Genomic DNA, 25,724 nt, shown 5'->3' with positions numbered 1-25,724 from the left:
GAGTCCATTACGTGCCTATCACCCTGCAGGCTTTGTTTGCGCCTGACCGCCGAGCCTTACAATTCGCAATCAAGACCTTGATCGGTGGCGGCCTGGCGCTGTGGCTGGCATTGCGCTGGGGCCTGGAGCAACCGGCGTGGGCGTTGATGACGGCGTTCATCGTCGCCCAGCCCTTGTCGGGGATGGTGGTGCAGAAGGGGTTGGCGCGATTGCTGGGGACGCTGGTCGGGACGATCATGTCCGTGGTGTTCATGGGGTTGTTTGCCCAGACGCCTTGGCTGTTTTTGTTGGCCTTGGCGTTGTGGCTGGGGTTGTGTACGGCGAGTTCGACCTTGCTGCGCAGCGCCTGGTCCTATTCATTCGTGCTGGCGGGTTATACGGTGGCGATCATCGCGCTACCGGCCATTACTCATCCGCTGACGGTGTTCGATCAAGCCGTGGCTCGTTGCACAGAAATCTGCCTGGGCATTCTTTGCGCCACCGCCGCCAGTGCACTGCTCTGGCCGATGCGGGTCGAACGGCAACTGGCGGATCAGGCGCGAGCAGCGTGGCAAAGCGGGATGAATGCCGCGCGTGCGACCCTGGCTGGTGATGCTCAGGCGCGTAAAGGCTTGCTGGAAATCCTCGGGAGAATTGTCGCCGTCGATGCCCAGCGCGAACATGCCTGGTTTGAAGGAAGCCTGGGGCGGCAACGAGCGCGGGCGATCAGCGGCTTGAGCCAAAAGCTGTTGATGCTGCTGCGCATCGCCCGTTCGGTACGCCGTCAGTGGAAGCAATTGGAACCCCAGGAAGCCGAGCAACTGTTGCCCTGGATGACCGAGGTTCAAGAGGCGCTCGCCGGCTCCGATACCGCCACCCTCCAGGTCTTGCGGCCGCGGTTGCTCGACGCCTCCCACGGTCCACACGTCAGTTCTGCACAAAGCTATTGCCTGGTCCGTTTCACCTTGCTGGTCGATACCGCCATGGCGGCGACGGCGGCGTTGAAAGCGGTGGAGGAGGGCAAGGAAACGGTCGATCCACCGAGAACCCTGACCCCGCACCGCGACCTGTCATTGGCGCTGATGTTCGGTACCCGCAGTGCGCTGGCCTTTCTGGTGGTCTCGTGCTTTTGGCTAGCGACGGCCTGGCCTGCCGCTTCGGGTGCGTTGGTGCTGACGTGTGTGGTTTGCAGTCTGTTCGCCAGTCGCGAGAACGGTGCGCAAATCGGCATGAGTTTCCTGCGCGGGATCCTGTTGGCGATTCCCGCGGCGTTTTTCGTCGGACAGATTCTGCTGCCGCAATGGAGTGGTTTTGCGTTGCTGTGCATGGGCATGGGCGTGCCGTTGTTTCTCGGTGCATTGGGCATGGCCAAACCGCAGATCGGCGCCACGGCCACCTCGTTTTGTCTGCACTTCATTGTGTTGGTATCGCCGCTCAACACGATGAAGTTTGATGTCGCTACCTTTTTCAACAGCGCTCAGGCCATGCTGATCGGTGTTGGCGCCGCCGTGCTAGCGTTCCATTTGTTGATCCTGCGCGACCCGACGTGGCATGGCCGGCGTTTGCTGGCGGCAACCCTCGACGATCTGGTGCGCCTGACCCGGCGCAACCTGCGCGGTGCCGAAAGCTGGTTTGGCGGGCGCATGGCCGACCGCTTGCTGCAATTGGCGCGACACTATCCCGAGTTGCCGGAACCGGCGCGCAGTCGCTGGGACGATGGCCTGCTCGGCCTGGATATCGGCGACGAACTGCTGCATTTGCGTTTAAGTCTGGCGGTGGCACAGGCACCGGTCAGTGCGCCTCAGCGGCGTTATCTTGAACAGCTGCAAAAAATCCTCGAGCAAGGTCCGGCTGGCAGTCGCGCCGAGGCGTTGGCGCAGCCGAGTGAAGACTTTCTGAAGACCTTGTACGCATTGCCCCCCAGCGATGCGGTGAAACTGGCCCAAGGCGCGGTGCTGCAATTGCAAAGCAGCTGGCGCGCATGGTGCCGTCAACAGGAGCAAAGCCATGGGCTTGTGTGAGTGGTCGGTGGGTGGCGTGCTGCTCAGTCCGTTTCTGATTTATGTGCTGCTGGCGCTGCTCGTCACTGGAGCCTTGCGCATGCTCTTGCGCCTGACACCGGTGGGCCGCTGGATCTGGCACGAAGCATTGTTTGATTGCGCCTTGTACGTCTGTGTATTGACCTTGATCACCGTCGTCCTCGGACCTTTATAAGGAGTTGGAAATGCGTACACCCATACGTGTCGCGGTGACCTTGTGCCTGGTGGCGGCGGCGATTTTTGCCGGCTTCCATTTGTGGCAGTACTACATGCTCACGCCTTGGACCCGGGATGCGCGGATTCGCGCCGACGTGGTGGTGATCGCGCCAGATGTCTCGGGTTGGGTGCGTGAGCTCAAGGCTTTTGATAACCAGCAGGTCAAGGCCGGCGATTTATTGCTGAGCATTGATCGCGACCGTTTCGAAGCGGCGCTGGAGAAAGCCCAAGCGGTGGTGCAGACCCGTCAGCAGCAACTGAATCTGCGTGAACATGAAGCCAGCCGTCGCGCTGCCCTCGGTCCGCAGGCCATCAGCGCCGAACTGCGTGAAAACGCGCAAATCAACGCCGGCATCGCCCGTGGCGAACTGCGCGAAGCCCAGGCCGAAGCCAAGGTGGCGGAACTCAATCTCGCCCGTAGTCAGGTTCATGCGCCACGCAATGGTCACATCACCAACCTGCGTCTGGCTGAAGGCAACTACGTGAATGCCGGGCAATCGGTGATGGCGTTGATCGACGATTCGACTTTCTATGTGCAGGCGTATTTCGAGGAAACCAAATTGCCACGGATTCGTGTTGGCGATCCGGTGAAGGTCTGGTTGATGAGCGCGGGGGAGGCGTTGCAGGGGCATGTGGAAAGCATCAGTCGCGGGATTACCGATCGCAATACCACGCCGGATGGGCAGTTACTGGCGGAGGTGGAGCCGACGTTTAACTGGGTGAGATTGGCGCAGCGGATTCCGGTGCGGATCAAGATTGATCAGTTGCCGGAAGGGATGAATCTGAGTTCGGGGATGACGGCGAGTGTGCAGGTTGGGGAGGGTGAGCGGTCGCGGTGAGTTTTAGACCGATGCCTGATTTAAGAACCACCCCTCACCCCAGCCCTCTCCCCACGGGGGAGAGGGGGAAAGGGAGCTGATCTCTGTTGTTTCCAGAGCCTGAGTTCGACTCGGAATTACAGGTCGCAGTAGCTCGTCCAAACACCTCGGTCAGTCCCCTCTACCCTCTGGGGCGGTCCGACGTTTCGGGAGGGTTAGGGTGAGGGGGGGATTCAGCTGACACCCCTCCCCGAATCAGCCGACGCTGATGGCCGGCAGCTTGGCCAACGTCACCGTCTGCTGCTTACGCGGCGCCAGAATCTCCGCCTCGCCATCCACGACCAACTCATCACGCTGGTTGAATACGCGAGTGGCAATCCGCACACGAAACTTCGGCAGCTTCTCGAGAATCTCCAGACGCACGGTCAGCGTGTCGCCAATTTTCACCGGTTTCTGAAAGCTCATTTGCTGACCGATATAAATAGTCCCCGGCCCAGGCAACTCGCAGGCAACGGCAGCGCTGATCAGCGCACCGCTGAACATGCCGTGAGCAATGCGCTCCTTGAACATGGTAGCGGCGGCGAATTCAGCGTCCAGGTGCACCGGGTTGTGGTCGCCGGACATCTCGGCGAACAACTGAATGTCGCGCTCTTCGACCGTCTTGCTGTAGCTGGCGGTCTGGCCGACTTCAAGGGCTTCGTAAGGGGTGTTGGTAACCTGGGTCATCTGTTTCAATTCCTGTCACGAATAAATAAATTCAGAAAAAACTATTCCGATCTGGGTGGCCGACGGTGGCTCAGCGCCTGGGCGATCCAGCTCAACACGTCATTGATCACTTCATCGCGGTTGCTCTCGTTGAACAGTTCATGCCGCGCCTGCGGGTAAATAGTCAGTTGCAGGCTCCGGCTGCCGGCTGCTTGCAGCGCATGGGCCAGATCTTTCAGACGCTTGCCTTCGCTCACCGGATCACATTCACCGCCAATCACCAACAACGGCAGGCCCGGATCAATCTGAGCGAGATTGGACGCTTTGCTGATTTGCTGCAACCCACCGAGCAAATCGATCCACAGCTGATTGGTGCAGCGAAAGCCGCAGAGCGGGTCGTTGGCGTACAGGTCGACCTCCGCCGGGTCGCGACTGAGCCAGTCGAACCGCGTGCGCGCTGGTTTGAATTTCTTGTTGAACGAGCCGAACGACAGCCATTCGATCATCGCGCTGCGACCCTTCGGGCCCTGGCGCAAGCGTTCCAGCCGCGCAATCTGCCGCGCCGCGCGATAGAGCGCCACCGGTTGGAAGTTCGACCCGCTGAGAACGGCCCCGTGCAGGCTGGCGCTGTGGTGCAGCAGATAGGCCTGGGCGATGTAGCTGCCCATGCTGTGACCGAGCAGCACAATCGGCACTCCCGGATGTTGTTGGCCGATGTGCTGATTGAGGCTCGCCAGGTCGCCGACCACCTTGCACCAACCGTCATCGTCGGCGAAATGGCCGAGTGTCCCGTTTTCGGCAGTTTTGCCATGTCCACGCAGGTCCGGCGCATACACACCGTAGCCCTGATCACAGAGTTTTTCCGCCAGACGCGCGTAGCGGCCACTGTGTTCCGCCATGCCGTGGGCCAGCAGGATCACTGCTTTTAATGGCGCGGCGGGCAGCCACTGGTTGACGAAGAGGCGGCTGCGGTCGCTCGCGGTCAGCCAGAAGGTGTCGTGGATCATGGCGGTTCCTTTGCGTAGGGCTGCATGTGGCATGGACGTCGTTGCATTGTATAGCGCATCCAAAGCGTGCCGTCTGATCAGGCCACGCCACGGCAGCAAGATTCACACGATCAATGTCGACCGTGCGCATATTTGCCTGATTCGCCATAGCTGCTAGTGTCCGTGCAACCCGCTTTTTCGCTCTTTGTTTTGAAAAAGGACAGAAAAGCGGCCCCGGATAGGTTCAGGTAAAGAGGACAAGAACAATGCAACCTGATTTCTGGAATGACAAACGCCCGGCCGGCGTGCCCCTGGACATCGATCAAGGGGCCTACAAGTCGGTGATCGAGGTGTTCGAGCGTTCCTGCAAGAAATTTGCTGACCGCCCGGCATTCAGCAACATGGGCGTAACCCTGACCTACGCCGAACTGGAACGCTACAGCGCAGCGTTCGCCGGTTACCTGCAAGCCCACACTGACCTGGTGCCGGGGGATCGCATTGCGGTGCAGATGCCCAACGTCCTGCATTACCCGATTGCCGTGTTCGGTGCCTTGCGCGCCGGGCTGATCGTGGTCAACACCAACCCGTTGTACACCGCGCGGGAGATGCGTCATCAGTTCAAGGACTCCGGTGCCCGGGCGCTGGTCTACCTGAACATGTTCGGGGCCAAAGTCCAGGAAGTGCTGCCCGACACCGACATCCAGTACCTGATCGAAGCGAAGATGGGCGACCTGATGCCCGCCGCCAAAGGCTGGCTGGTCAATACGATGTTGAGCAAGGTCAAGAAGATGGTCCCGGCGTACTCCTTGCCCCAGGCCATTTCCTTCAAGAGCGCGCTGCGCCTGGGCCGGGGCCTGGGCATCAAGCCGCTGAAGGTTGGGCTCGACGACATCGCTGTGCTGCAATACACCGGCGGCACCACCGGGCTGGCCAAGGGCGCGATGCTGACCCACGGCAACCTGGTGGCCAACATGCAGCAAGTGCGGGCGTGCCTGGAGCAGTTCGGCAATGACGGCCAGCCGCTGTTGCGCGAAGGGCAAGAGGTCATGGTCGCGCCGCTGCCGCTGTACCACATCTATGCGTTCACCGCGAATTGCATGTGCATGATGGTTTCGGGCAACCACAACGTACTGATCACCAATCCGCGGGACATCGGCGGTTTCATCAAGGAGCTGAAGAACTGGCGGTTCTCGGCGCTGCTGGGGCTCAACACCCTGTTCGTCGCGCTGATGGACCACCCGGATTTCAAGACCCTGGATTTCTCCAGCCTCAAACTCACCAACTCCGGCGGCACCGCGTTGGTCAAGGCCACGGCCGAGCGCTGGGAACAGCTCACCGGTTGCCGCATCACCGAAGGTTACGGCCTGACCGAAACCTCGCCGGTGGCTTGCACCAACCCGTACGGCGACAAGTCGCGCCTCGGCACGGTCGGCCTGCCGGTGCCGGGCACCACGCTGAAGGTCATCAACGATGAAGGCGTCGAGCAGGCGCTGGGCGAGCGCGGCGAACTGTGCATCAAGGGCCCGCAGATCATGAAGGGTTACTGGCAGAAACCCGAAGCCACCGCCGAAGTGCTGGATGCCGAAGGCTGGTTCAAGTCCGGTGACATCGCGGTGATCGACCCGGACGGTTTTGTGCGCATCGTCGATCGCAAGAAAGACATGATTATCGTCTCGGGCTTCAACGTGTACCCGAACGAAATTGAAGACGTGGTGATGGCTCACCCGAAAGTCGCCAACTGTGCGGTGATCGGCGTGCCGGACGAGCGTTCGGGGGAGGCGGTGAAGCTGTTTGTGGTGGCCCGTGAAACGGGTGTCAGCCTTGAAGAGCTGAAAGCCTACTGCAAGGAAAACTTCACGGCGTACAAAGTGCCCAAGCACATCGTCTTGCGTGAGTCGTTGCCGATGACGCCGGTGGGCAAGATCTTGCGGCGGGAGTTGCGCGATATCGCGTAATGAATTGTTAGCGACGCAGCATCAAAAAGGGGCGGCCAAATACGGACGCCCCTTTTTTTGTCTTCGCAGTTTGGCTGTAACCCCTGTTTTAGAGGGCTTAAAGCCTGTATAGAATCTTTGCTCTAAAAAAGACCATTGATTGGTCTTGAGTCACAAATGTGACTGTAGAGGCTGTTTTTGGCTCTAGTCGGCCTCTGGCAAAGCTGCTACTCTCGGCGCGCTTTGTGACTTCTCGGCCTATATATAAAGCCAGACTCACCAACACACAGACACCAATAAAAAAACATACACCAATAATAATCGCATCAAATGCGGTGATGAATTCGCGTTGCTGAGGAGTGGGCTTCCATGATCGAAGACTTTTGGAAGGATAAGTACCCTGCCGGGATTGCTGCCGACATCAATCCGGACGAGTATCCGAATATTCAGGCGGTGTTGAAGCAGTCCTGCCAACGCTTTGCCGACAAACCGGCGTTCAGCAACCTGGGCAAGACAATCACCTACGGTGAACTGTACGAATTGTCCGGTGCCTTTGCCGCGTACCTGCAACAGCATACCGACTTGAAGCCGGGCGATCGAATCGCCGTGCAGTTACCCAACGTGTTGCAGTACCCGGTCGCCGTCTTCGGTGCCATCCGCGCCGGGCTGATCGTGGTCAACACCAACCCGCTGTACACCGCGCGGGAAATGGAACACCAATTCAACGACTCCGGTGCCAAAGCCCTGGTCTGCCTGGCCAACATGGCGCACCTGGCCCAGCTCGTCGTGCCGAAAACCGGCGTCAAGCACGTGATCGTCACCGAAGTGGCCGACCTGCTGCCGCCGCTCAAGCGCCTGCTGGTCAACAGCGTCATCAAGTACGTGAAGAAGATGGTCCCGGCGTATCACTTGCCCAAGGCCATCAAGTTCAACGACGTACTGAGCAAGGGCCACGGCCAGCCAGTCGCTGAAGCCAACCCGGCCAGCAGCGACGTTGCCGTGCTGCAATACACCGGCGGCACCACCGGCGTGGCCAAGGGCGCGATGCTGACCCACCGCAACCTGGTGGCCAACATGCTGCAGTGCAAGGCGCTGATGGGTTCCAACCTCAATGAAGGTTGCGAGATCCTGATCACGCCGCTGCCGCTGTACCACATCTATGCCTTCACCTTTCATTGCATGGCGATGATGCTGATCGGCAACCACAACATCCTGATCAGCAACCCGCGCGATTTGACGGCGATGGTCAAGGAACTGTCGAAGTGGAAATTCAGCGGTTTCGTCGGCCTCAACACGCTGTTCGTGGCGCTGTGCAACAACGAAGGCTTCCGCAAGCTGGACTTCTCGGCACTGAAAGTCACCCTGTCCGGTGGCATGGCCCTGCAACTGGCTGCGGCCGAGCGCTGGAAAGCGGTCACCGGTTGCGCCATCTGCGAAGGTTACGGCATGACCGAAACCAGCCCGGTGGCCACCGTCAACCCGATCCAGAACATCCAGATCGGCACCATCGGCATTCCGGTGCCGTCGACCCTGTGCAAAGTCATCGACGATGCTGGCGTTGAACAGCCGTTAGGCGACATCGGCGAGCTGTGTGTGAAAGGTCCGCAAGTGATGAAGGGCTACTGGCAGCGTCAGGACGCCACCGATGAAATCCTCGACAGCGAAGGCTGGTTGAAGACCGGTGACATCGCGCTGATCCAGCCTGACGGTTACATGCGCATCGTCGATCGCAAGAAAGACATGATCCTGGTCTCCGGTTTCAACGTGTACCCGAATGAACTGGAAGACGTACTCGCGACCCTGCCGGGCGTGCTGCAATGCGCAGCCATCGGCGTGCCGGACGAGAAGTCGGGCGAGGCGATCAAGATCTTCATCGTCGCCAAACCGGGCGTGACCCTGACCAAGGAACAGGTGATGGAGCACATGCGCGCCAACGTCACCGGTTACAAGGTTCCGCGCTCCGTGGAGTTCCGCGACGCGCTGCCGACCACCAACGTCGGCAAGATCCTGCGCCGCGAGTTGCGCGACGAAGAGCTGAAGAAGCTCGGCGTCAAGAAGGTCAGCGCGTAACAAAAAAAAAAGCCCCGCAGATGCGGGGCTTTTTGTTGGTGCTCTTGTGGCGAGGGAGCTTGCTCCCGCTGGGCTGCGAAGCGGCCCCAGATCAGACACTGCGATACTTTTGATGTATCTCCATCGCCTGGATAGCGACTGCTTTGCAGTCGAGCGGGAGCAAGCTCCCTCGCCACAGGTGCTCAGTGCTATTCAGAGGCGGAACTGCGCGAAATTGACGTTGGTACCCGCCGGGCGCATGTCCTGGAGGTACGAGTCCTTGTCGGCGCTCAGTTCCAGGCTCAAGGCCGCTTTGCGTTTACCTTCGTTGCGCACCACCAGACCTTCGAGCTTCTCGCGCAGGAATACCGTCGGCACTTTCAGGTGCAGCAGTTCGTCGGTATCCGGGGTGTGCATCAGCAGGTGAACCCACTCGTACTGACCAATGGCCAGGCGTGCGACCGGAATATCGAACCACCAGATATTACGGTTGCGGTTCAATTCGGTGAAATGGCAGTTGTTGACGCCAAGCACAGCACCGCCAAGTTCCTGGTTTCTGCGGGCAATGGCCTGCTTTTTATCGAGTTTCATAACATTCCTACGGGATTGGATCTTCAGCGCCATGGCCTGAATACGTTGCGCATTCTCGGGGGTTGGTGGGCAAACATAAAGCCCAACCTGCACTGAACGATGAAATGTCGCCGTGAAAATAAATGAAACTCCGCGCAAACGCCTCCGGTCAACCTTGTGTAACGACTTTCCCGTTGAATGGTTCACAGGAGAAACACCATGAGCAGCACTGGCGATAAAGTAAAAGGCATGGCCAACGAAGCCGTCGGCAACGTCAAGCAAGGCGTCGGCAAGGCTACCGGTAACGACAAAATGCGCGCCGAAGGCGTCGTGCAGGAAAAGAAAGGCGAAGTCCAGCAAGCGGTCGGCAAAGCCAAGGATGCTCTCAAAAAAGGCATCGACAAGGCGTGATCCGGCCTTTGATGAGCAACAGTAACGGCCATCCGCGGATGGCCGTTTTTGTGTCAGCCTGAACTTGCACAAGGAAATTGTTTCAAACTCGCCAAGTAGGCTACTTTGATGTAGAAAACGGCCCCTGAGTCGCCACGACTTCAACCTTTTTACGGCGAACGGAGACGCTAATGTTTTTCCCACACATGAAAGGTCTGCGCCTGCACCGTGTCATGGTGCGCACGATCACCGAGTTCGTCGACGACGAGATGTCGACCTATGCCTCGGCGTTGGCCTATCAAATGCTGTTCTCGCTGTTTCCCTTCATTCTGTTCCTGATCGCCCTGATCGGTTTCCTGCACCTTCCTGATTTCTTCTCCTGGCTGCGCCTGCAATCGGAACTGGTCCTGCCGCCCCAGGCGCTGGAGCAGGTGAACCCGGTCATCGACCAGCTCCAGCAATCCAAGGGTGGCTTGCTGTCGGTCGGTATCGTGATTGCCCTGTGGACTGCATCCGCGGGTGTGCGGCTGATGATGAGCGCGATGAACGCCGCCTACGACGTGGTTGAAGGTCGGCCGGCGTGGAAGCGCTTTCCGCTGTCGATTATCTACACCGTCGGCATCGCCGGCATGCTGTTGATCGCCGCTGCGCTGATGGTGCTCGGGCCGCAGGTGATGGCCTGGATCGCCTCGCAAGTCGGCCTCGAAGACTTTATAGTGACGCTCTGGACCATCGTGCGCTGGCCGGTGGTCGTGATTCTGTTGATGATGGCGGTGGCGCTGATTTATTACGTCATGCCCGACGTCAAACAGGAGTTTCGCTTCATCACCCCAGGCTCGGTGCTGGCGGTGGTGGTGTGGATCATCGCGTCGCTGGGTTTCGGTCTGTACGTCAAGATGTTCGCCAACTACAACGCCATGTATGGCAGTATCGGCGCGATCATCGTGCTGTTGCTGTACTTCTACATTTCCGCCGCGGTGCTGTTGCTCGGCGCGGAGATGAATGCCGTGATTGAGCACATGTCGTCCGAGGGCAAGAATGATGGCGAAAAAGTCCCCGGCGAACTCGCCCACGAAGAACCCAAACTCCACGTTTCTGGACTGGGTCGGGACCACTCGATCAAGCCGACCACTGACGAAGTCATCAAATGATCCGTGAAATCCTGAAAATGGGCGACGAGCGCCTGCTGCGCATCGCCCCGCCGGTACCGGCCGAAATGTTCGACAGCCCCGAGCTGTGGCAACTGATCGACGACATGTTCCAGACCATGGAAAGCGTCGGCGGGGTCGGCCTGGCTGCGCCGCAGATCGGCGTCGACCTGCAACTGGTGATCTTCGGTTTCGAGCACAGCGAACGCTATCCAGACGCCGAAGCGGTGCCGCAGACGATTCTGATCAACCCGCTGATCACACCGTTGAGCCCGACGCTGGAAGAGGGTTTCGAAGGCTGCCTGTCGGTGCCCGGCCTGCGCGGCGCGGTGGATCGCTATCAGCACATCCGGTACGAAGGTTTCGACCCCAAGGGCAATCCGATCGTGCGCATCGCCTCGGGATTCCATGCGCGCGTAGTGCAGCATGAATGCGATCACCTGATCGGCCGCTTATACCCGTCGCGCATCAGTGACTTCAGCAAGTTCGGGTTTACCGACGTGATGTTCCCGGATCTCGATCCTGCTGCAGACGACTGACGCCTTTCTGAGTCATCCAGAGGCTTCCAACCCCATGGCGATCATCGGTTTGCTCCGCGCATAACGGCTCAAGCGTTCCGCCATGGAGTAGGGCAGTGGCGGGTCGAAGGTAAAACCGCGACGTTCATAAAACCCGCGCAAGTCCGGATGACAAAACAGCCACACCGGGCCTTCAAGCTCCTTGAGCGCCTCGGCGATCAGCGCCGCAGCGATGCCCTGTTCACGGCAGGCCGGATCGACAAACAAACCCGTCAGCCAATGCCCGTCCGCCACCGGTCGCAAACACAGTGCGCCAATGATCTCCTCGCGCCTGGCCACCCAGAGTTGAGCGTCGCGAACGGCTTTCATCGAGGATTGGTGAGCGCGATAAAACTTGTTCATCAAGGGCCATAAAGGCTCGGCGAGCAAGGTGTACTGGGTGTTGGGCATGGTCTTCGACTGTCGGTGCGCAAAGCGGGCGATTATAAAAGAACGCGCGCGCAGGGATAGGTGTATACCTGATCTCACATCCCGTATGAGTGGAGTACGTATCATGGCCAAAGGCATGGATTCAAAAAAAGCGGCAAAGAAGAAACCGGCAAAAACCGCCGATGAAAAGCGCGCGGACAAGAAGGCCAAGAAGGTGGATGTGTTCGGTCATTGAAAGCCAAAAACAGCCATTACGGGACACCGTAATGGCTGAAGACCTAAGGCTAGCTATGCGCAATTTCCCTTAGACGAATGTTATCTATTTGCACAACATTAACCGAGCCACCTACATAGAAAGCTACTGTCATGGGTGACGCTGTTTGCGTCGTCCCTGAGTAGAAACTGACGCTTCTGGACTGCCATCCGCTGCCTCCCGGGATGGTGATGATTTGGACCAGCGTACCGTTTTGTGTGATATGAAAGGTCGAGTTGACTGCCACTCGGTAGTCAAAAGAGAACTGATACTGCTCACCAATCTTGATGTCCTGGAAGATTTTTCGCATTTGCACATAGTGAGTGCCATTAGCAGGTCTTATTGACTCTACAAAATACTCCCCTGCTAAAAGTGATATTTGTGCTCTGTAATAATCTTCGAGCAATGTCCATTGGTCCCAATCGAAATCGGTAAAGGTTGTTAGTTTGTCCAGCCCCGTCTTGACCGTATAAACCCTGGCCTGACACTCCACCGCATCACTCACCGTAGCCTCTTTAAACAACCCCACCTTTAAAACAATCGCCAGCTTCGAATCCGCCTTGCACTCCCGCAGCCACTGCACCTCGGTCGTATAACTCAGTCCCGCCCCCTGATCATGTGACGTGCCCACGAACTGCTCTCTGGAGCGCGTAGTTCCGTCGGTTCTGCTTTCCACATAACTTAACCAGATCGGGAGGCCGGAGCGCTGGAACGGCCACTTGTCGCTCAGCACCTTGGTGTTGGCCTTGATTGAACCGATTTGCAGCAGTTCTCCGACGAACCCCTCGATCAACGGTCTCGGCATGCTCTGCTGCAACAATGCGCCAATGCTCAGTTCAAGGGTTTTCGACGGCGTTTCCTGCCCCAACCGAATCACTTTGTAGCTGATATCCACCACCGTTTTCAGATTGGCGCCGGTAATGGCGGCAGGAACATTGAAATCCACAGACGCCTGGCCGTTGACCCTCTTGCGTTCTGGAGTCGTCGAGCCATCTCCCGGACGTCCGTGAACAGTCAGTTCGATGGCGTCATCCGGTTCGAATGTCGACGTCATCACCCGAACGGTGAATCCGTCCTGATAGCGGTTCGGGTCTAGCATGCGATCCGGCGCCTCTACCACGGTTGGCTCCAGCAGCGTCGGCAGCGGGGTGCCAATGCGCACTTCGCGGAAATCAGAGTAAATCACCTTCCCGTCACGCGTCAGGTTGTAGAACATCCGGACGGTATGCCCCTGATTGAGGTCGACGTAGTGGCGGGCCAGCGGGATGCGGATGGGCCTGGCGGACGATCCGATCATCAGTTCGAACGTGCCCTGAGTGCTGGCCGCCTGATTCACGCCCTGGAAATACCACGAGCCCTTATCTTTGGTTATGGTCAGGATCAGCGGTATCCGATAAATCACTTCGCGATCAGGGACCGGATCGTACACGTTGTCCTCCGTTGCGCCTTCCAGATCCGGCGGCGGCAGTTCTTTCCTTGGCTCGCCGACGGTCAGTTTCAACGCGTCGGACGTTCGCACACTGGTGGTATGAATCTCATACAGAACCGTGATGTTAAGTCCGTCGAAACGATCGAGATCTGCTTTCTGGATATCCCGGAGAATCGGCAGGCCGGGCGGTAAGTCACCGACCAGTCGCGCATCCTCGTACAGCTCGGTATCGCCGCCGGGCCGCACGGCGCTGATGAATAGGATCACCAGATCGTTGGCGGTACGCCCAGGGTAGTACGCGATAGTGGCGGTGACTTTGCTCAGGTTCGGCGGCAAATAGTTGCCGTTGGCCTTGTCGATGGTGGGGGCGAGCAAGGCATTGAGCTGACCGACGACGCGCACAAAGGTCTTTTTCGAATAGAGCCGACCTTTGTCGGTCTGCACCTCGTAGGAAACGGTGGCCCGGCCGAAGGGAATGTTTTTGACATTTTCATAGCTGACAAAGGCTTCATACGTCCGGCCGGGGACGTCGACAGGGATCTCGAACGTCTGCGAGACCGGTGTGCCGTCAACGGTTTCGCCTGCCCAGGTCAGGTAGATTCGGCTCCCTGGTGTGTAATGCTGACGATTGGTCTGGACCTCGACCTTCACGTCCTCGCCGTTCAAGGCCTTGAGGTCGATCTCGCCGGTGATGTAGTCGGCTTTTTCGACAAAGGGTTCGACCAGTTTCGAGTCATCCAGATCGACATCCACGTAGGAAGGAGTTGACCACGGGCCGTTTTCATCGGGCAGGTTGTTGGCTTCGTCAATCGGTTTGAACATGACCGGCAGCTTGTTCGAGCTGCCGGCGTTTTCGATGACGGTCCTGCTGACGAAGATCTTGATCGGGTTGCTATTGGGGGCTTCGGCCTGTTCTTTGGTGACGACATGACGCAGCGACTCGGTGCCCCACTTCAATTCGATTCTGTCGCGTACACGCAAGAACGGGTAAGGCTCAATCGTCACCCAGGTGCCCGCCTTGGCGCGCTCTGCGTCAATGCCGCGCTCGGCCACGTCGGGCTCCAGGGTCTGATGCAGTTCCGAATGACTGATGGGGTCCGAGTTTTTGTCGACACCGCCGGGGCGAGTCAACAACACCAGGACCTTTTGAAGTGGAGAGTTCTCGGGTGAGCCGCTGAAGCGCGTGACCCGGTAGTGAACGTTTTCGTACGTCCTGGAGATGAAGCTCGACCGAGAGATAGTGAAGACAATGCGCCCGTCGGGATTATCGATGTCTTCCTTGCGGATGAATTTGTAAGCGTCGGCACGATCCTGGGACGTAAAAAACAATTCGACAGTGTCACCTACCGCCATATTCAGGTAATGGTCGATTGCGCACACTGCGCCGTTCCTGAGCTGATCAATGCCCAAGGCGAAGTCGGCGTCGACCACGTTTTCAATCATGCCGCCAACCTTAAGCGGCGATAGCGCTGCCGAGTCGGACGTGTCAATGAATTCGCTGAGATTTTCTGATCGTGGAATGTAAAGGCTCATGTCTTGGCTCCTGTCGAGTCATGATCTGCCGTCGACGGAATCGACGTGGAAACATGAGGCGCTTGGCCAAGGTTCCACCGCTACTGTCAGAAATGACAGTTCAGACGAATGGTCAAACACTTACGAAATAATCTGCAAGATTCATCAGCGTCATTGCACAGAGAAGGACTGGTCCCCGATCTGAGCAACGCCATGCCCCATTACTTCGATACCGCCCACCGTGAAGAAATCGACACCCTGCGCCAACGCTTGACCGCTCGTACCGAGTGGCCGACCTGGCTGTTGCTGGTCGGCGTGTACGCTGGTTGGTTCAGCATTGTTTTAGGAAGCCATCGGCTGGGGCTCGGGTGGAGCACGGTGTTGTTGATTCCACTGGTGGTGCTCTGGTTATCGGTGCAGCACGAATTGCTGCACGGTCATCCCACCCGCTGGACATCGCTGAACAAGGTCCTCGGCTACGCGCCGTTCGCCGTCTGGTATCCCTACACCCTGTATCGCGACAGCCATTTGCTGCATCACCGCGACGAAGACCTGACCCTTCCGGGGCGCGATCCGGAAAGTCGTTATCTGAGCGCCGAGCAGTGGCAGGGCAGTTCACTGTTTGAACAAGGCCTGCACTGGCTGAACAAAACCGTGCTCGGCCGCTTCGTCCTCGGTGCACCGCTGGCCTTGCTGGCGCTGGCCCGGGAAGAGCTGCAACGTCTGAAAGCAGGTGAGCGGCAGGCCTGGTTGATGTGGTTGAGCCACGGCACGCTGACCCTGCTGATGTTGCTGTTTGTCGCCCGTTACAGCGTGCTGCCGGTGTGGCATTACCTGTTGCTGATTAGCGTGCCGGCGCTATCGATTGCGATGATTCGCTCCTACTATGAACACCGTCCCCACGCCGAGCCCGAGCAAAGGACGGTTATCAATGAAGCCGCCTGGCCGTGGCGCTGGCTGTTCCTCAACCTCAATCTGCATTTGGTGCATCACGACTTGCCAGGGTTGCCCTGGTACGACTTGCCCCGCGCCTACCACGCGCGTCGCGAGCAGTGGCTGGCGCGCAGCGGCGGGTTTCTGGTGCAGGGTTATGGTCAGTTGTGGCGCCGGTACGGGGTGAAGGCCATCGACAGCCCTCGGCATCCGTTCAGTTGAGAAATCCAATGACTTCAGCCTATGCAGAACTTTTGATGTACGTCGCCCCCGAGGTGATCCGCGAGGCCAACGAGCGCTGGCTCTCGCGCATACTCGATCACCTGGGCCATGACCGTTTGAGTGCCGAAGGCCTGTCGCTGCCCGAACTCTGGCTCTCGCCGGATCTGCTGCTGACCCAAACCTGCGGCTATCCGCTGATGACCGCGTTGCGCGGTCGGGTCCGGGTCATCGGTCGTCCTCGTTATGAACTGCCGGACGCCAACGGCGGCAACCATTGCAGCCTGTTGCTGAGTCGCGCCGATGATCCACGGCGCAGCTTGCCGGCCTTTCGCGACAGCCGTGGGGTGATCAATGGCGAAGACTCCAACAGCGGCATGAACCTGTTGCGCCACCGACTGGCGCCGCTGCATCAAGACGGGCAGTTCTTCGCCAGTGTCGGTATCAGCGGCAGCCACCGCGAAAGCTTGCGTTGGTTGCGTGAAGAGAGGGCGGACCTGGCGGCCATCGACAGCGTCACCTTCGCCTATCTGGCGCGGCACGCCGAAGAAGAAGTGGCTGGTCTGCGGGTGATTGCGCGAAGTGCGTTCAGTCCGACCTTGCCGTTCATCACCGCCGCGACCGTCACCGATGAACAGGTCGAGGCGCTGCGGCAGGTGATGAACACGTCGTTGCAGGAGTTGCCCGACGTCAGTGAAACACTCGGGCTGCGAGAGGTATTGCCGGCCGGCGAAAGCGACTATCGGATTGTGCTCGACTATCAGCAGGAGGCTGAGGCGTTGGGGTATGGGCGATTGCGGTAGGGGGGGAAGATCGCAGCCTCGTTGCACTCGACAGCTGCTACAGAAAGTCGGTGTGCATCTGTAGCAGCTGTCGAGTGAAACGAGGCTGCGTTTATTTGATGTTTAATTCTCCAATGGAATATAAAAATGCTTTTTAAGTATTATTAATGAATAAGGCTCCTTGCTAGGATCGCGTCACCGGATCACCGGACATTCAGCGACCCCTAACCTTTGGAGCCTCTATGTCCGGCACCGACCTTTCCCATCGCAACGACGTGGGCGGCTTGTTCCGCGCGCATTACCCCTGGCTGTGCACACGGTTGCGCCGGCATCTGGGCGCCAGTTCCAGCGTCGAAGACATCGCTGCCGAAACCTTTTTACAGCTGCTCGAGTCGCCGGGACTGACCCCGATCCGCGAGCCTCGCGCCTTGCTCACCACCATTGCCCAGCGGCTGATTTATCAGCTCTGGCGCCGCCGTGATCTGGAACGCCAACACCTCGATCAGTGGCAACACCTCGATCAGCAGCAAGCGATCTCACCAGAAGAACGGGTGCAACTGACCCAGGCGTTGCATGGCCTCGACCGTACGCTTGAGCGCTTGCCGGGCAAGGTGCGGGCAACGTTCCTGTTGTCGCGAATCGACGGTCTGACCTACCCGCAAATCGCCGCCGAACTGGGCATTTCCCAGCGTTCGGTCAGCGTTTACATGACGCGTACCCAAGCCCTGTGCGCCCGGCACAGCGCCAACCAATCCTTGAATTCCCTGACCCGGAGGTCCGCATGAGATCGATCAAAACCCTGCTCGGCAGTTCGCTGCTGGCCCTGAGCCTTGTGGCAACCCACGTACCGGCCGCGGAGAAAACCGCGCCGATCCACTTCGGCGACATCACCTGGGAAAGCGGTAGCCTCATCACCGAAATCCTGCGATTGATAGTCGAGAAAGGTTACGGCTACCCGACCGATACCCTGCCGGGCAGCACCGTCAGCCTCGAAGCGGCGTTGGCCAAGAACGATATTCAAGTGATCGGTGAAGAGTGGGCTGGGCGCAGTCCGGCGTGGGTCAAAGCCGCCTCGGAAGGCAAAGTGTTTGGGCTGGGCGACACGGTCAAAGGCGCCACCGAAGGATGGTGGGTGCCGGAATACGTGATCAAGGGCGATCCCGAACGCGGCATCAAACCCTTGGCCCCGGAGTTGAAATCCGTCGCTGATCTGGCACGTTACAAAGATGTGTTCCGCGACCCGGAAGACCCGAGCCGAGGACGCTTCCTCAACAGCCCGACCGGCTGGACCTCGGAGATCGTCAACAGTCAGAAGCTCAAGGCCTATGACCTGACCGGCAGCTTCGTCAACTTCCGCACGGGTTCTGGCGCTGCACTGGATGCCGAGGTGGCTTCGTCGATCCGTCGTGGCAAACCGGTGCTGTTCTACTATTGGTCGCCGACGCCGCTGTTGGGGCGGTTCAAACTGGTGAAACTCGACGAGCCGGCTTTCGATGCCGACGCCTGGAAAACTCTGGCCGACGCCAACAACCCGAATCCGAAAGGCACGCGGTCGATGCCGGCAAGCCTGGCGATCGGCGTGTCCGCGCCATTCAAGGCGCAGTACCCGGACCTGGTGGCGTTCTTCGAAAAGGTCGATCTGCCGATCGATCTGCTGAACCAGACGCTCGGCCAGATGAGCGAAAAGCGCCTGCAACCGCGTCAGGTGGCCGAAACGTTTTTGCGTGATCAGCCGCAGGTGTGGAAGGGCTGGGTGCCCGGTGAAGTGGCCACCAAAGTGAGTGCAAGTTTGTAGTTCGGTGGCGCTCTCGAAGGGATCTAAAGCCTTACTCCGACTCAGCGGCCAATGCAGCCTTCACGGCGGGCCGCTGATCAACCCGCGCCTGAAACTGCGCCAACGCCGGCCACTCATCCAAATCGATGGCAAACAGGTGCGCCCAGCGCAACACCGTAAACAAATACGCATCGGCAATGCTGAACCCGTCAGCCATCAAATAATCCTGGCGCTCCAGCGTCTGACATAACACCGCAAACCGCTTGAACAGTTTCTCCTTGATCAGCGCTTTGACCTCATCCGGGAACTGCGAACTGAACAGCCAACCCAGCCCGCCATGAATCTCCGTCGAAACGAAATTCAGCCACTCCTGCAACCGCACCCGCTCGAACGTCCCGCTCACGGGGGCCAGGTACGCTTCGGGGCGCAGGTCAGCCAGGTATTGCAGGATCGCCGGACCTTCGGTCAGTACTTGGCCATTATCCAATTGCAGTGCCGCGACGTAGCCCTTTGGGTTGATGGCGAGAAAGTCGTCGCCGTTGGCGGTTCGCTTGGTGGTGTTGTCGACGCGGATCAATTCGAACGGCAGATCGAGTTCGCGCAGCACGATATGTGGCGCCAGCGAGCAGGCGTGTGGGGCGTAATACAACTTCATCGGCAGGGCTCTGGTTGGGGATTTGCGCCAGTGTCATAGTGCGCGGCACCCTCGGTAAAATTAATCTTTCAGAAAGCCGCCATAAGGAAAGCTACTGCCATGATGAATCTGATGCACTGGCGAATGGTGGTGGCCGTGGCTGACACGGGCAACATTACGCGGGCTGCCGAGCGGGTCGGCATGACGCAGTCCGGTGCCAGCCAGGCCTTGGCGTTGATTGAAGAAACCCTGGGCGTTCAACTGTTCAGTCGAGAGAATCGCCAGACCTTGCCGACGGCAATCGGCCTGTCTGTGATCGAACACGCGAGAACCATGCTCGGTGCTCTGGAAACCATTCGCAGTACTGTCGATTCCACCAAAGACATTCAGCGCGGGACGATTCGCCTGGCCAGTTTCCCCATGGTGTTGGCGACTTTCCTGCCGCCGCTGCTGCGTCAGTTCAACCGGCTTTATCCCGGCATTCAGGTGGTCGCGCTGGAGGTCAGCGACGATGAAGTGGAAACGCTGCTCGGCGCCGGGTTGGTGGATGTCGGCGTGGTGTTGAACCCGGCACCGGAGCGCAATGCCGGTCGCCTGGGACGTGATGCCTGGATGGCGGTGGTGCCCGGCGGCCATCCCTTGGCTCGCCGTTCGAATGAAGAAGGCGTCTCCCTGGCGGAGTTGGCGGAACAACCTTTTGTACTGGCCACAGGCGGTTGTTCGACCAACGCTCGCAGCCTGGCAGAGGATGCCGGGCTGCAACTGCTTGATGTGCGGGTCGAGGTCCGTGAATGGAGCAGTGCGTTCACTCTGGTGCGGGAAAACATCGGCGTGACGCTGGTGCCGGAGATGACACTGCCGGGCCAACTTCAGGGGCTGCGTGTGGTGCCGGTCAAACCGCGCATCGATCGAGAGTTTGCATTGGTGGCCGCTGCGAATAAGCCACCTTCGGCAGCAGTGCAGGCGTTAATGGGCATGCTCGCTGAGAAATGACGCATACCGATGCTGAACCGATTTTGTCCTCGATACTGGCCGACTAGTGGCCTTGCGTACCTTCCTCGCCTGTCTATGCTGACTCGTAACTAACTATGTCTGCCATGTGAAGGCCGTCATACACGTTAGAAGTGCGCGCAACCCAAGGCGCCGACGCTGAACAACATGGAGCTGTCCGGTCAATGGAATGTCTTATCAGAACGTTAGGGCTGGCCCGATTCCGGGCTATCAAGAGAAGGATGTCTTGATAAGAGCGTTGCAGCATGGACTCTCCGATTAAACATCATTGATCACCTGACCCAGTCCTTCCTGTGGAGGGATGCGTGTGCCTGTTCCTTGGAACGTAGTGCTGGAGCTGTTGAAAGACCAAAGAACTTTCATCAAACAAAAGACCGCGCTGAAGGTGATATGACTATGTTTAACCGACGTCACAAGTCTGACTTGCTGGAAATCGAACGATTCAATTGCGCGCTGACCGAGGCTAACGCGAAGTTGGCCGCGGTCAGCCGCTCGATGGCGATGATTGAGTTCACCCCCGAAGGGATCGTGCTCGATGCCAACGACAACTTTTGCAATGTCATGGGATATAGCGCCGAAGAAGTACGCGGTAAACATCACCGGATATTCTGCGAAGAAGCGTTTTATCGAAGCGAAGCCTACGCCAAGTTGTGGCGTGACCTGGCCCGCGGCGAACCGGTGAGCGGGACCTTTTTACGCTTGAACAGGAGCGGCAAGGAGATCTGGCTCGAAGCCAGCTATATGCCGGTGTTCGGCGCCGATCGTCAGGTCCGGAGTGTGATCAAAGTCGCCACTGACATCTCAGCCAGGACCTACAAGGAACACGAAAACGAGAGCGTGCTCGCGGCGATCAGTCGTTCCATGGCCGTGATCGAATTCACCCCGGATGGCAAAGTCATCACGGCCAACGACAACTTCTTGAAGACGATGCATTACTCGCTCAACGAAGTGGTTGGCCAGCACCACAGCCTGTTTTGTCATCGTGCTGAAGCTGAATCTCAGGCCTACAAAGCGTTCTGGGCCTCGCTCAATCGCGGCGAATATCAATCGCGCCGTTTCGAGCGCAAAGATAAGCACGGTCATACGGTTTTTCTGGAGGCTTCCTACAACCCGCTGTTCGACACCAAGGGGCGGTTGTACAAAGTGGTCAAGTTCGCCAGCGACATCACCGATCAAGTGACCACCCTGCAAACCGCCGCAGAGTCGGCCCACAGCACCTCGGTTCAAAACGACGCCTGTGCGCAGAAGGGTTCTGAGGTGGTGCAGCAAACGGTGCAGATCATCCAGGACATTTCCAAAAACTTGAACGAAGCGGCGCTGAGCATTGATGCCGTCAGCAAACAGTCCGACATCATCGGCACCATCGTTCAGACCATTCGTGGAATTGCCGATCAGACCAACCTGTTGGCGCTCAACGCCGCGATCGAAGCGGCCCGGGCCGGGGAACACGGGCGCGGGTTCGCGGTAGTCGCCGATGAAGTTCGCAGCCTTGCGGCACGAACGAGCCAGGCAACGGTGGAGATCGTTGAAGTGGTGCGCAAGAACCACGATTTGTCATTGAGTGCGGTGTCGAGCATGCAGTCCAGTTTGAGTCGAACCGGGCTTGGGGTGGAACTGGCGAATGAGGCGGGAGCCGTGATTCTGGAGATTCAACAAGGGTCGCGGCATGTGGTGGATGCGATCAGTCAGTTTAATTCGACGTTGCAGATAAGTTGATAGCGGCACATTGAAAAGGGTCCCTCGAAGGGACCCTCTTTTATTGATTGCAGGTTCGCTCGCGCCAAGGAACAACCCGAGAAACGTCGCCTAGGCGAAGGTGCCCTGATCGGAGGGGTTATGGCGCAATCGGGATATCGAACGTCTGAAACGCATCATCCACCGGCCGGTAACCCAACACCCGCATGGTTTCGCTGAGGTCCAGACGCTTGAAGCGGTTGTTGGAAATGCCGTGGGCGATCAGGTGTTGCACGCCTTCGACCTCCACCGAACGTTGCAGCAACTGCACCGCATCGCGCGGGCTCAGCCAGGCGCTCAGGTCTCGGGCATTGGTCAGTTCATGACGGTCCGGGAATTCGAAAGCGCCGATCCGTATCGCGATAGTCGAGAGGTTGCGTTTGGCAGCATAGAACGCACACAACGCTTCGCCGTAACACTTGCTGACGCCATACAGATTGGCCGGCATGACCTGCATGCCCGGGGTGATCTGCCGGTCCACCGGATAGCCTTCGATGGTTTGCGCACTGCTGGCGAACACCAGTCGTTTGCAGCCAGCCGTTGCCGCAGCTTCGAACAGGTAAGTGGTGGCCAGAATGTTATTGGGCAGCAGCTCATTGAAAGTGGCAGTGGCGTGAGGAATGCCGGCCAGGTGCACGATGACGTCGATCCCTTTCAATACTTCGCCCATGGCCGCGGGGCTGGACAGGTCCAGGCTGACGAAACGGTGAGGCGCATCGACCACAAAGTCGGGCTCGACGCGATCCGTCAGGACGAAGGTGTAGCGGTCTTTTGAGGCTTCGAAAAAAGTTTTGCCGATTCTGCCGCAGGCACCGGTCAGCAGTACGTTGAGTCCGTTCATGAGTCTCTCTTTTCAGGGTAGGAGCGTTGCGGGTTTGGTGTTATGGCAGGCCGTTGCAGCCATGTTTCAGGAATCCCGGGCGTTGTGCCAATCGTTGGAAATACTCGTCGATGGCCGGGTAGTCGGGGCGTTCCATCGGTGTCATCAGCCAGCGGTTGATCGACAGCCCGATGACGATGTCCGCCAGCGTGAAGTGAGGCCCGGCGACATACGCTTTGGTGGCCGCGAGCTGATGCTCGAGGATGCCCATTTTCTGATTCCAGCCGTGTACACCGGCGGCAATGTGATGCGCGTCCTGGAACTCCGGATCTTTGCGTACCAATGCCGTGAACGCATAGCTCCAGGAGGCATTGAGTTCAGTCGCTTGCCAATCCATCCACTGTTCCACCCGAGCGCGGGCCGCCGGTTCGTGGGGTAGCAGATCGGTGTTGTGGTGTTTACCGGCCAGATAGCGGCAGATGGTGTTGGACTCCCACAGCACGCCGGCCTCATCGATGATCACGGGCACCAGTGCGTTGGGGTTGAGCCTGAGAAACTCCGGCGTGTGGGTCGACGCATAACCGCCGCCCCAGTCTTCACGTTCGTAGGCAACACCCAGTTCCTCACAGGTCCACAGGACTTTTCTGACGTTGATGGACGAGGCTTTACCCAGAATCTTCAGTGCATGTTCCATTGAGCTACTCCGTTAGCGGATCGAGGCTTCGGAATTTAGCAGCGTTTCCGGCAGATCAAACAGGATGAGGAACACAATCAAGGTTAGTTGAAAACCAACGTCGTGGACGATGCACCGCTTGACGGTGCGGATATGTGATGGAGTAAACGCTGACCTGTGGCGAGGGAGCTTGCTCCCGCCGGCCGATCCGCGCCCGGGCGCAGCAGTCGTAACCCGTCGAGTGCGGTTTACCTGAAAGGCGCGTTTGCAGATTTTGGGGCTGCTTCGCAACCCAGCGGGAGCAAGCTCCCTCGCCACAAAAGTTCTTGCCGGCTACGTACTCTCGCGCACTTTCAGCTCAAACCCCATGTCCTGCACCGGTTTGGCGACCGTGTTGCCAGCCATCAACGTCAACATCTGCTCCGCTGCGCGCCGGCCGATGGCTTCTCGCGGGGTGCTGATGCTGCTCAGACGCGGCACCATGTGGGCCGAGGCCGGCAGGTCGTTGAAGCCGAGGATCGCCACTTGCTCGGGGATCTTGATCCCGCAGCGCAGGGCTTCGAGCAGTGCGCCCTGGGCCAGGTCGTCGTTGCCGAAGAAGATCGCATCGACATCGGGATGACTGGCGAGCAGTTGCAGGAACAGTTCACCACCGAGACCGACGGAGGAAGAGCGCGGGGTCAGCACTTCCAGATCCGGGTCATACAAACCGGCCTTTTGCAGGGCTTTGCGGAACCCTTCGCCGCGCAGCAACGTGCGTTGATCGAGTTGCGCGCCGATGTAGGCCAAGCGTTTACGACCGCGCGACAGCAAATGCCCGGCCGCTGTTTCGCCAGCCGCGAGTTGCGAAAAACCCACGCAATTCAGGCCGGCGGCGCTGTCCAGTTCCATCATGTACACGCAGGGAATGTTGCTGGCTTCGATCATCCGTCGCGAACTTTCGGTGCGGTCGAAACCGGTCAGCAGCAATCCGCGAGGCTGATAGGCCATGTAGTTGCGCAGCAGGTTTTCTTCTTCATCACGTGAGTAATGGAAGTTGCCGATCAGCACTTCGAAGCCCTTTGGTCGCAAAACCTGATGAATGGCTTCTAGCGTGTCGATGAACAATAAGTTGGACAGCGACGGCACCAAAACCACCACCGAATGGCTCTGGGCCGAGGCTAACGCGCGGGCGGCGGGGTTGACCACGTAGTTAAGGTCGAGGGCGGCTTTCTGGACTTTTTCCACCAGTTCGGTGGCCACCGTGCTGACCCCGCGCAGGGCGCGAGAGGCGGTGATCGGGCTGACACCGGCCAGGCGTGCGACTTCGTTCAAAGTGGGGCGGCCAGTGGTGCGCGTATTTTTATCGTTTTTAGGGGAGATCATCGGACGGCTTGCCAAACAAAATTCGAGGCACTAAGGTAGCGCTGTCTCGACGCAGCTGCAAATGCGTGAGCGGGGTTTGCCTGATCCCCGTTTTTTGGCGTTGGGAACGAACATGCTGCAACCCACAAAAATGACAAGAAGGCGTCGGCAACTTCTACCTTTGTTCTAGTGTCATAACCGGCAAAGGTAGCGCTGTCTGCGCGCTGAGGTGTTACATGAATCATCCCATCACCGCCCTGGTCATCATGGGCGTTGCCGGTTGCGGCAAGACTTGCGTCAGCGAGGCCTTGTGCCAACTCAGCGGCGCGACCGCCATTGAAGGCGACACTTTCCACCCTGCCGCCAATATCGAAAAGATGAGCGCGGGGATCCCCCTGAACGACGACGACCGTGCCGGCTGGCTCGACAGCCTGTGCGATGAATTGCGCCGCATCGACGCCAAGGGCGAACGCCCGGTGCTGACCTGCTCGGCCCTCAAACACATTTACCGTGAACGTCTGCGCAGCGCCTTGCCGGGCCTGGGCTTCGTGTTCCTTGAACTGACCCCTGAAGTTGCCGCCGATCGTGTCTCCCATCGGCCGGGCCACTTCATGCCGTCAACCTTGATCGACAGCCAGTTCGCCACCCTTGAATCGCCCGTTGGCGAGCCCCTGACCCTGGCTCTGGACGCTTCGACTCACAGCGTCGACCAATTGGCGAAGCAAGCTCATGACTGGTGGCAGGCTCATGGCCTGAAACACGCCGTATGAGTTTTGCCAGAAGAGATAGCGCTGTCCTGTTGGCTTGCGAATTACCCGCTTTAAT

24 protein-coding genes and 1 pseudogene are annotated in these 25,724 nt (G+C 58.7%); 16 read left to right on the top strand and 9 right to left on the bottom strand.

Annotated elements, in window-relative coordinates:
- Positions 1–11 precede the first annotated feature (11 nt).
- Genes ABH912_RS13590 through ABH912_RS13580 form a run of 3 tightly spaced genes read left to right on the top strand, consistent with a single transcriptional unit; the run spans position 12 to position 3,073 of the window.
- The gene (locus ABH912_RS13590) at positions 12–2,000 is read left to right on the top strand and encodes an FUSC family protein (RefSeq protein WP_429510899.1); all 1,989 of its coding nucleotides are present in this window, start codon (positions 12–14) and stop codon (positions 1,998–2,000) included.
- Positions 1,987–2,193 (top strand): DUF1656 domain-containing protein, encoded by a 207-nt coding sequence (locus tag ABH912_RS13585; protein ID WP_429510898.1) that lies wholly within the window; start codon positions 1,987–1,989, stop codon positions 2,191–2,193. The genes ABH912_RS13590 and ABH912_RS13585 overlap by 14 nt, the downstream gene beginning before the upstream one ends.
- Positions 2,194–2,203: 10 nt before the next feature.
- The gene (locus tag ABH912_RS13580) at positions 2,204–3,073 is read left to right on the top strand and encodes an efflux RND transporter periplasmic adaptor subunit (protein WP_429510897.1); all 870 of its coding nucleotides are present in this window, start codon (positions 2,204–2,206) and stop codon (positions 3,071–3,073) included.
- Between the two features lie 234 nt (positions 3,074–3,307).
- On the opposite strand, the gene ABH912_RS13575 is transcribed toward ABH912_RS13580, so the two are convergent.
- Positions 3,308–3,778 (bottom strand): MaoC family dehydratase, encoded by a 471-nt coding sequence (locus ABH912_RS13575; RefSeq protein ID WP_033056810.1) that lies wholly within the window; start codon positions 3,776–3,778, stop codon positions 3,308–3,310.
- Between the two features lie 41 nt (positions 3,779–3,819).
- Positions 3,820–4,764 (bottom strand): lysophospholipase, encoded by a 945-nt coding sequence (locus tag ABH912_RS13570; protein ID WP_429510896.1) that lies wholly within the window; start codon positions 4,762–4,764, stop codon positions 3,820–3,822.
- A 245-nt stretch (positions 4,765–5,009) separates the two neighbouring features.
- Between ABH912_RS13570 and fadD2 the strand changes: the two genes are divergently transcribed.
- Both fadD2 and fadD1 read left to right on the top strand, forming a co-directional pair.
- On the top strand, positions 5,010–6,698 hold the full coding sequence (fadD2, locus tag ABH912_RS13565) for a long-chain-fatty-acid--CoA ligase FadD2 (protein ID WP_429510895.1): 1,689 nt from the start codon (positions 5,010–5,012) through the stop codon (positions 6,696–6,698).
- A 348-nt stretch (positions 6,699–7,046) separates the two neighbouring features.
- The gene (gene fadD1 / locus ABH912_RS13560) at positions 7,047–8,747 is read left to right on the top strand and encodes a long-chain-fatty-acid--CoA ligase FadD1 (protein ID WP_429510893.1); all 1,701 of its coding nucleotides are present in this window, start codon (positions 7,047–7,049) and stop codon (positions 8,745–8,747) included.
- 192 nt (positions 8,748–8,939) lie between these two features.
- Here the strand turns inward: fadD1 and ABH912_RS13555 are convergent, their stop codons facing one another.
- Positions 8,940–9,317 carry a hypothetical protein gene (locus ABH912_RS13555; protein WP_033056806.1) on the bottom strand — a complete coding sequence of 126 codons (378 nt, stop codon included), beginning with the start codon at positions 9,315–9,317 and terminating at the stop codon, positions 8,940–8,942.
- A gap of 198 nt (positions 9,318–9,515) precedes the next feature.
- Here ABH912_RS13555 and ABH912_RS13550 point away from each other — a divergent pair, with 198 nt between their 5' ends.
- From ABH912_RS13550 to def, 3 genes are all read left to right on the top strand, one after another.
- Positions 9,516–9,707, top strand: a complete 192-nt coding sequence (locus ABH912_RS13550) for a CsbD family protein (protein WP_033056805.1) — start codon at positions 9,516–9,518, stop codon at positions 9,705–9,707.
- A gap of 170 nt (positions 9,708–9,877) precedes the next feature.
- The gene (locus ABH912_RS13545) at positions 9,878–10,837 is read left to right on the top strand and encodes a YihY/virulence factor BrkB family protein (protein WP_033056804.1); all 960 of its coding nucleotides are present in this window, start codon (positions 9,878–9,880) and stop codon (positions 10,835–10,837) included.
- Complete coding sequence (gene def / locus ABH912_RS13540) at positions 10,834–11,373, top strand: peptide deformylase (RefSeq protein WP_033056803.1); 540 nt, start codon at positions 10,834–10,836, stop codon at positions 11,371–11,373. Before ABH912_RS13545 ends, def begins: the two co-directional genes overlap by 4 nt.
- A gap of 12 nt (positions 11,374–11,385) precedes the next feature.
- Here def and ABH912_RS13535 read toward each other — a convergent pair whose 3' ends face one another.
- Both ABH912_RS13535 and ABH912_RS13530 read right to left on the bottom strand, forming a co-directional pair.
- Entirely contained in the window at positions 11,386–11,802 is a 417-nt protein-coding gene (locus tag ABH912_RS13535) for a GNAT family N-acetyltransferase (protein ID WP_033056801.1), read from the bottom strand.
- A 263-nt stretch (positions 11,803–12,065) separates the two neighbouring features.
- On the bottom strand, positions 12,066–14,996 hold the full coding sequence (locus tag ABH912_RS13530) for a hypothetical protein (protein WP_429510892.1): 2,931 nt from the start codon (positions 14,994–14,996) through the stop codon (positions 12,066–12,068).
- Positions 14,997–15,188: 192 nt separating this feature from the next.
- Between ABH912_RS13530 and ABH912_RS13525 the strand changes: the two genes are divergently transcribed.
- The 4 genes from ABH912_RS13525 (at position 15,189) to ABH912_RS13510 (ending at position 18,704) form a co-directional block, all read left to right on the top strand.
- Positions 15,189–16,130 carry a fatty acid desaturase gene (locus tag ABH912_RS13525; protein ID WP_033056799.1) on the top strand — a complete coding sequence of 314 codons (942 nt, stop codon included), beginning with the start codon at positions 15,189–15,191 and terminating at the stop codon, positions 16,128–16,130.
- Between the two features lie 8 nt (positions 16,131–16,138).
- Positions 16,139–16,930: a phosphate/phosphite/phosphonate ABC transporter substrate-binding protein gene (locus ABH912_RS13520; RefSeq protein ID WP_429510891.1), complete on the top strand. Its 792-nt coding sequence runs from the start codon at positions 16,139–16,141 to the stop codon at positions 16,928–16,930.
- A 221-nt stretch (positions 16,931–17,151) separates the two neighbouring features.
- Positions 17,152–17,694 (top strand): sigma-70 family RNA polymerase sigma factor, encoded by a 543-nt coding sequence (locus tag ABH912_RS13515; protein WP_429510890.1) that lies wholly within the window; start codon positions 17,152–17,154, stop codon positions 17,692–17,694.
- The gene (locus tag ABH912_RS13510) at positions 17,691–18,704 is read left to right on the top strand and encodes an ABC transporter substrate-binding protein (RefSeq protein WP_429510889.1); all 1,014 of its coding nucleotides are present in this window, start codon (positions 17,691–17,693) and stop codon (positions 18,702–18,704) included. The genes ABH912_RS13515 and ABH912_RS13510 overlap by 4 nt, the downstream gene beginning before the upstream one ends.
- Before the next feature lie 31 nt (positions 18,705–18,735).
- On the opposite strand, the gene gstA is transcribed toward ABH912_RS13510, so the two are convergent.
- Entirely contained in the window at positions 18,736–19,338 is a 603-nt protein-coding gene (gene gstA, locus ABH912_RS13505) for a glutathione transferase GstA (protein WP_429510888.1), read from the bottom strand.
- A 99-nt stretch (positions 19,339–19,437) separates the two neighbouring features.
- Here gstA and ABH912_RS13500 point away from each other — a divergent pair, with 99 nt between their 5' ends.
- The 3 genes and pseudogenes from ABH912_RS13500 to ABH912_RS13490 all read left to right on the top strand — a co-directional run bounded on the left by ABH912_RS13500 (position 19,438) and on the right by ABH912_RS13490 (position 22,044).
- Positions 19,438–20,310 carry a LysR family transcriptional regulator gene (locus tag ABH912_RS13500; RefSeq protein WP_429510887.1) on the top strand — a complete coding sequence of 291 codons (873 nt, stop codon included), beginning with the start codon at positions 19,438–19,440 and terminating at the stop codon, positions 20,308–20,310.
- 408 nt (positions 20,311–20,718) lie between these two features.
- Positions 20,719–21,501, top strand: a pseudogene (locus tag ABH912_RS13495) (PAS domain-containing protein); the annotation flags it as partial.
- A gap of 3 nt (positions 21,502–21,504) precedes the next feature.
- On the top strand, positions 21,505–22,044 hold the full coding sequence (locus ABH912_RS13490) for a methyl-accepting chemotaxis protein (protein WP_429513105.1): 540 nt from the start codon (positions 21,505–21,507) through the stop codon (positions 22,042–22,044).
- A gap of 118 nt (positions 22,045–22,162) precedes the next feature.
- On the opposite strand, the gene ABH912_RS13485 is transcribed toward ABH912_RS13490, so the two are convergent.
- The 3 genes from ABH912_RS13485 to ABH912_RS13475 all read right to left on the bottom strand — a co-directional run bounded on the left by ABH912_RS13485 (position 22,163) and on the right by ABH912_RS13475 (position 24,920).
- Positions 22,163–22,903 carry an NAD-dependent epimerase/dehydratase family protein gene (locus tag ABH912_RS13485; protein ID WP_033056792.1) on the bottom strand — a complete coding sequence of 247 codons (741 nt, stop codon included), beginning with the start codon at positions 22,901–22,903 and terminating at the stop codon, positions 22,163–22,165.
- A 40-nt stretch (positions 22,904–22,943) separates the two neighbouring features.
- On the bottom strand, positions 22,944–23,576 hold the full coding sequence (locus tag ABH912_RS13480; RefSeq protein ID WP_033056791.1) for a glutathione S-transferase family protein: 633 nt from the start codon (positions 23,574–23,576) through the stop codon (positions 22,944–22,946).
- Positions 23,577–23,888: 312 nt separating this feature from the next.
- Positions 23,889–24,920 (bottom strand): LacI family DNA-binding transcriptional regulator, encoded by a 1,032-nt coding sequence (locus ABH912_RS13475; protein ID WP_429510886.1) that lies wholly within the window; start codon positions 24,918–24,920, stop codon positions 23,889–23,891.
- Between the two features lie 215 nt (positions 24,921–25,135).
- Here ABH912_RS13475 and ABH912_RS13470 point away from each other — a divergent pair, with 215 nt between their 5' ends.
- Positions 25,136–25,669: a gluconokinase gene (locus ABH912_RS13470; RefSeq protein ID WP_033056788.1), complete on the top strand. Its 534-nt coding sequence runs from the start codon at positions 25,136–25,138 to the stop codon at positions 25,667–25,669.
- Positions 25,670–25,724 lie beyond the last annotated feature (55 nt).

Origin of the sequence: Pseudomonas sp. BT76 TE3572 (assembly GCF_050435365.1) — a bacterium.
In the GTDB taxonomy this organism is placed as follows: domain Bacteria; phylum Pseudomonadota; class Gammaproteobacteria; order Pseudomonadales; family Pseudomonadaceae; genus Aquipseudomonas; species Aquipseudomonas fluorescens_W.
The sequence above is the reverse complement of the archived record's forward strand: the minus strand, read 5'-3'. Positions and strand labels throughout refer to the sequence as shown.

Coding starts and splice junctions, on each gene's coding strand:
- ABH912_RS13585 (WP_429510898.1), top strand. CDS start 1,987: ATGGGCTTGTGTGAGTGGTCGGTGGGTGGCGTGCTGCTCAGTCCGTTT.
- ABH912_RS13580 (WP_429510897.1), top strand. CDS start 2,204: ATGCGTACACCCATACGTGTCGCGGTGACCTTGTGCCTGGTGGCGGCG.
- ABH912_RS13575 (WP_033056810.1), bottom strand. CDS start 3,778: ATGACCCAGGTTACCAACACCCCTTACGAAGCCCTTGAAGTCGGCCAG.
- ABH912_RS13570 (WP_429510896.1), bottom strand. CDS start 4,764: ATGATCCACGACACCTTCTGGCTGACCGCGAGCGACCGCAGCCGCCTC.
- fadD2 (WP_429510895.1), top strand. CDS start 5,010: ATGCAACCTGATTTCTGGAATGACAAACGCCCGGCCGGCGTGCCCCTG.
- fadD1 (WP_429510893.1), top strand. CDS start 7,047: ATGATCGAAGACTTTTGGAAGGATAAGTACCCTGCCGGGATTGCTGCC.
- ABH912_RS13555 (WP_033056806.1), bottom strand. CDS start 9,317: ATGAAACTCGATAAAAAGCAGGCCATTGCCCGCAGAAACCAGGAACTT.
- ABH912_RS13550 (WP_033056805.1), top strand. CDS start 9,516: ATGAGCAGCACTGGCGATAAAGTAAAAGGCATGGCCAACGAAGCCGTC.
- ABH912_RS13545 (WP_033056804.1), top strand. CDS start 9,878: ATGTTTTTCCCACACATGAAAGGTCTGCGCCTGCACCGTGTCATGGTG.
- def (WP_033056803.1), top strand. CDS start 10,834: ATGATCCGTGAAATCCTGAAAATGGGCGACGAGCGCCTGCTGCGCATC.
- ABH912_RS13535 (WP_033056801.1), bottom strand. CDS start 11,802: ATGCCCAACACCCAGTACACCTTGCTCGCCGAGCCTTTATGGCCCTTG.
- ABH912_RS13530 (WP_429510892.1), bottom strand. CDS start 14,996: ATGAGCCTTTACATTCCACGATCAGAAAATCTCAGCGAATTCATTGAC.
- ABH912_RS13525 (WP_033056799.1), top strand. CDS start 15,189: ATGCCCCATTACTTCGATACCGCCCACCGTGAAGAAATCGACACCCTG.
- ABH912_RS13520 (WP_429510891.1), top strand. CDS start 16,139: ATGACTTCAGCCTATGCAGAACTTTTGATGTACGTCGCCCCCGAGGTG.
- ABH912_RS13515 (WP_429510890.1), top strand. CDS start 17,152: ATGTCCGGCACCGACCTTTCCCATCGCAACGACGTGGGCGGCTTGTTC.
- ABH912_RS13510 (WP_429510889.1), top strand. CDS start 17,691: ATGAGATCGATCAAAACCCTGCTCGGCAGTTCGCTGCTGGCCCTGAGC.
- gstA (WP_429510888.1), bottom strand. CDS start 19,338: ATGAAGTTGTATTACGCCCCACACGCCTGCTCGCTGGCGCCACATATC.
- ABH912_RS13500 (WP_429510887.1), top strand. CDS start 19,438: ATGATGAATCTGATGCACTGGCGAATGGTGGTGGCCGTGGCTGACACG.
- ABH912_RS13485 (WP_033056792.1), bottom strand. CDS start 22,903: ATGAACGGACTCAACGTACTGCTGACCGGTGCCTGCGGCAGAATCGGC.
- ABH912_RS13480 (WP_033056791.1), bottom strand. CDS start 23,576: ATGGAACATGCACTGAAGATTCTGGGTAAAGCCTCGTCCATCAACGTC.
- ABH912_RS13475 (WP_429510886.1), bottom strand. CDS start 24,920: ATGATCTCCCCTAAAAACGATAAAAATACGCGCACCACTGGCCGCCCC.
- ABH912_RS13470 (WP_033056788.1), top strand. CDS start 25,136: ATGAATCATCCCATCACCGCCCTGGTCATCATGGGCGTTGCCGGTTGC.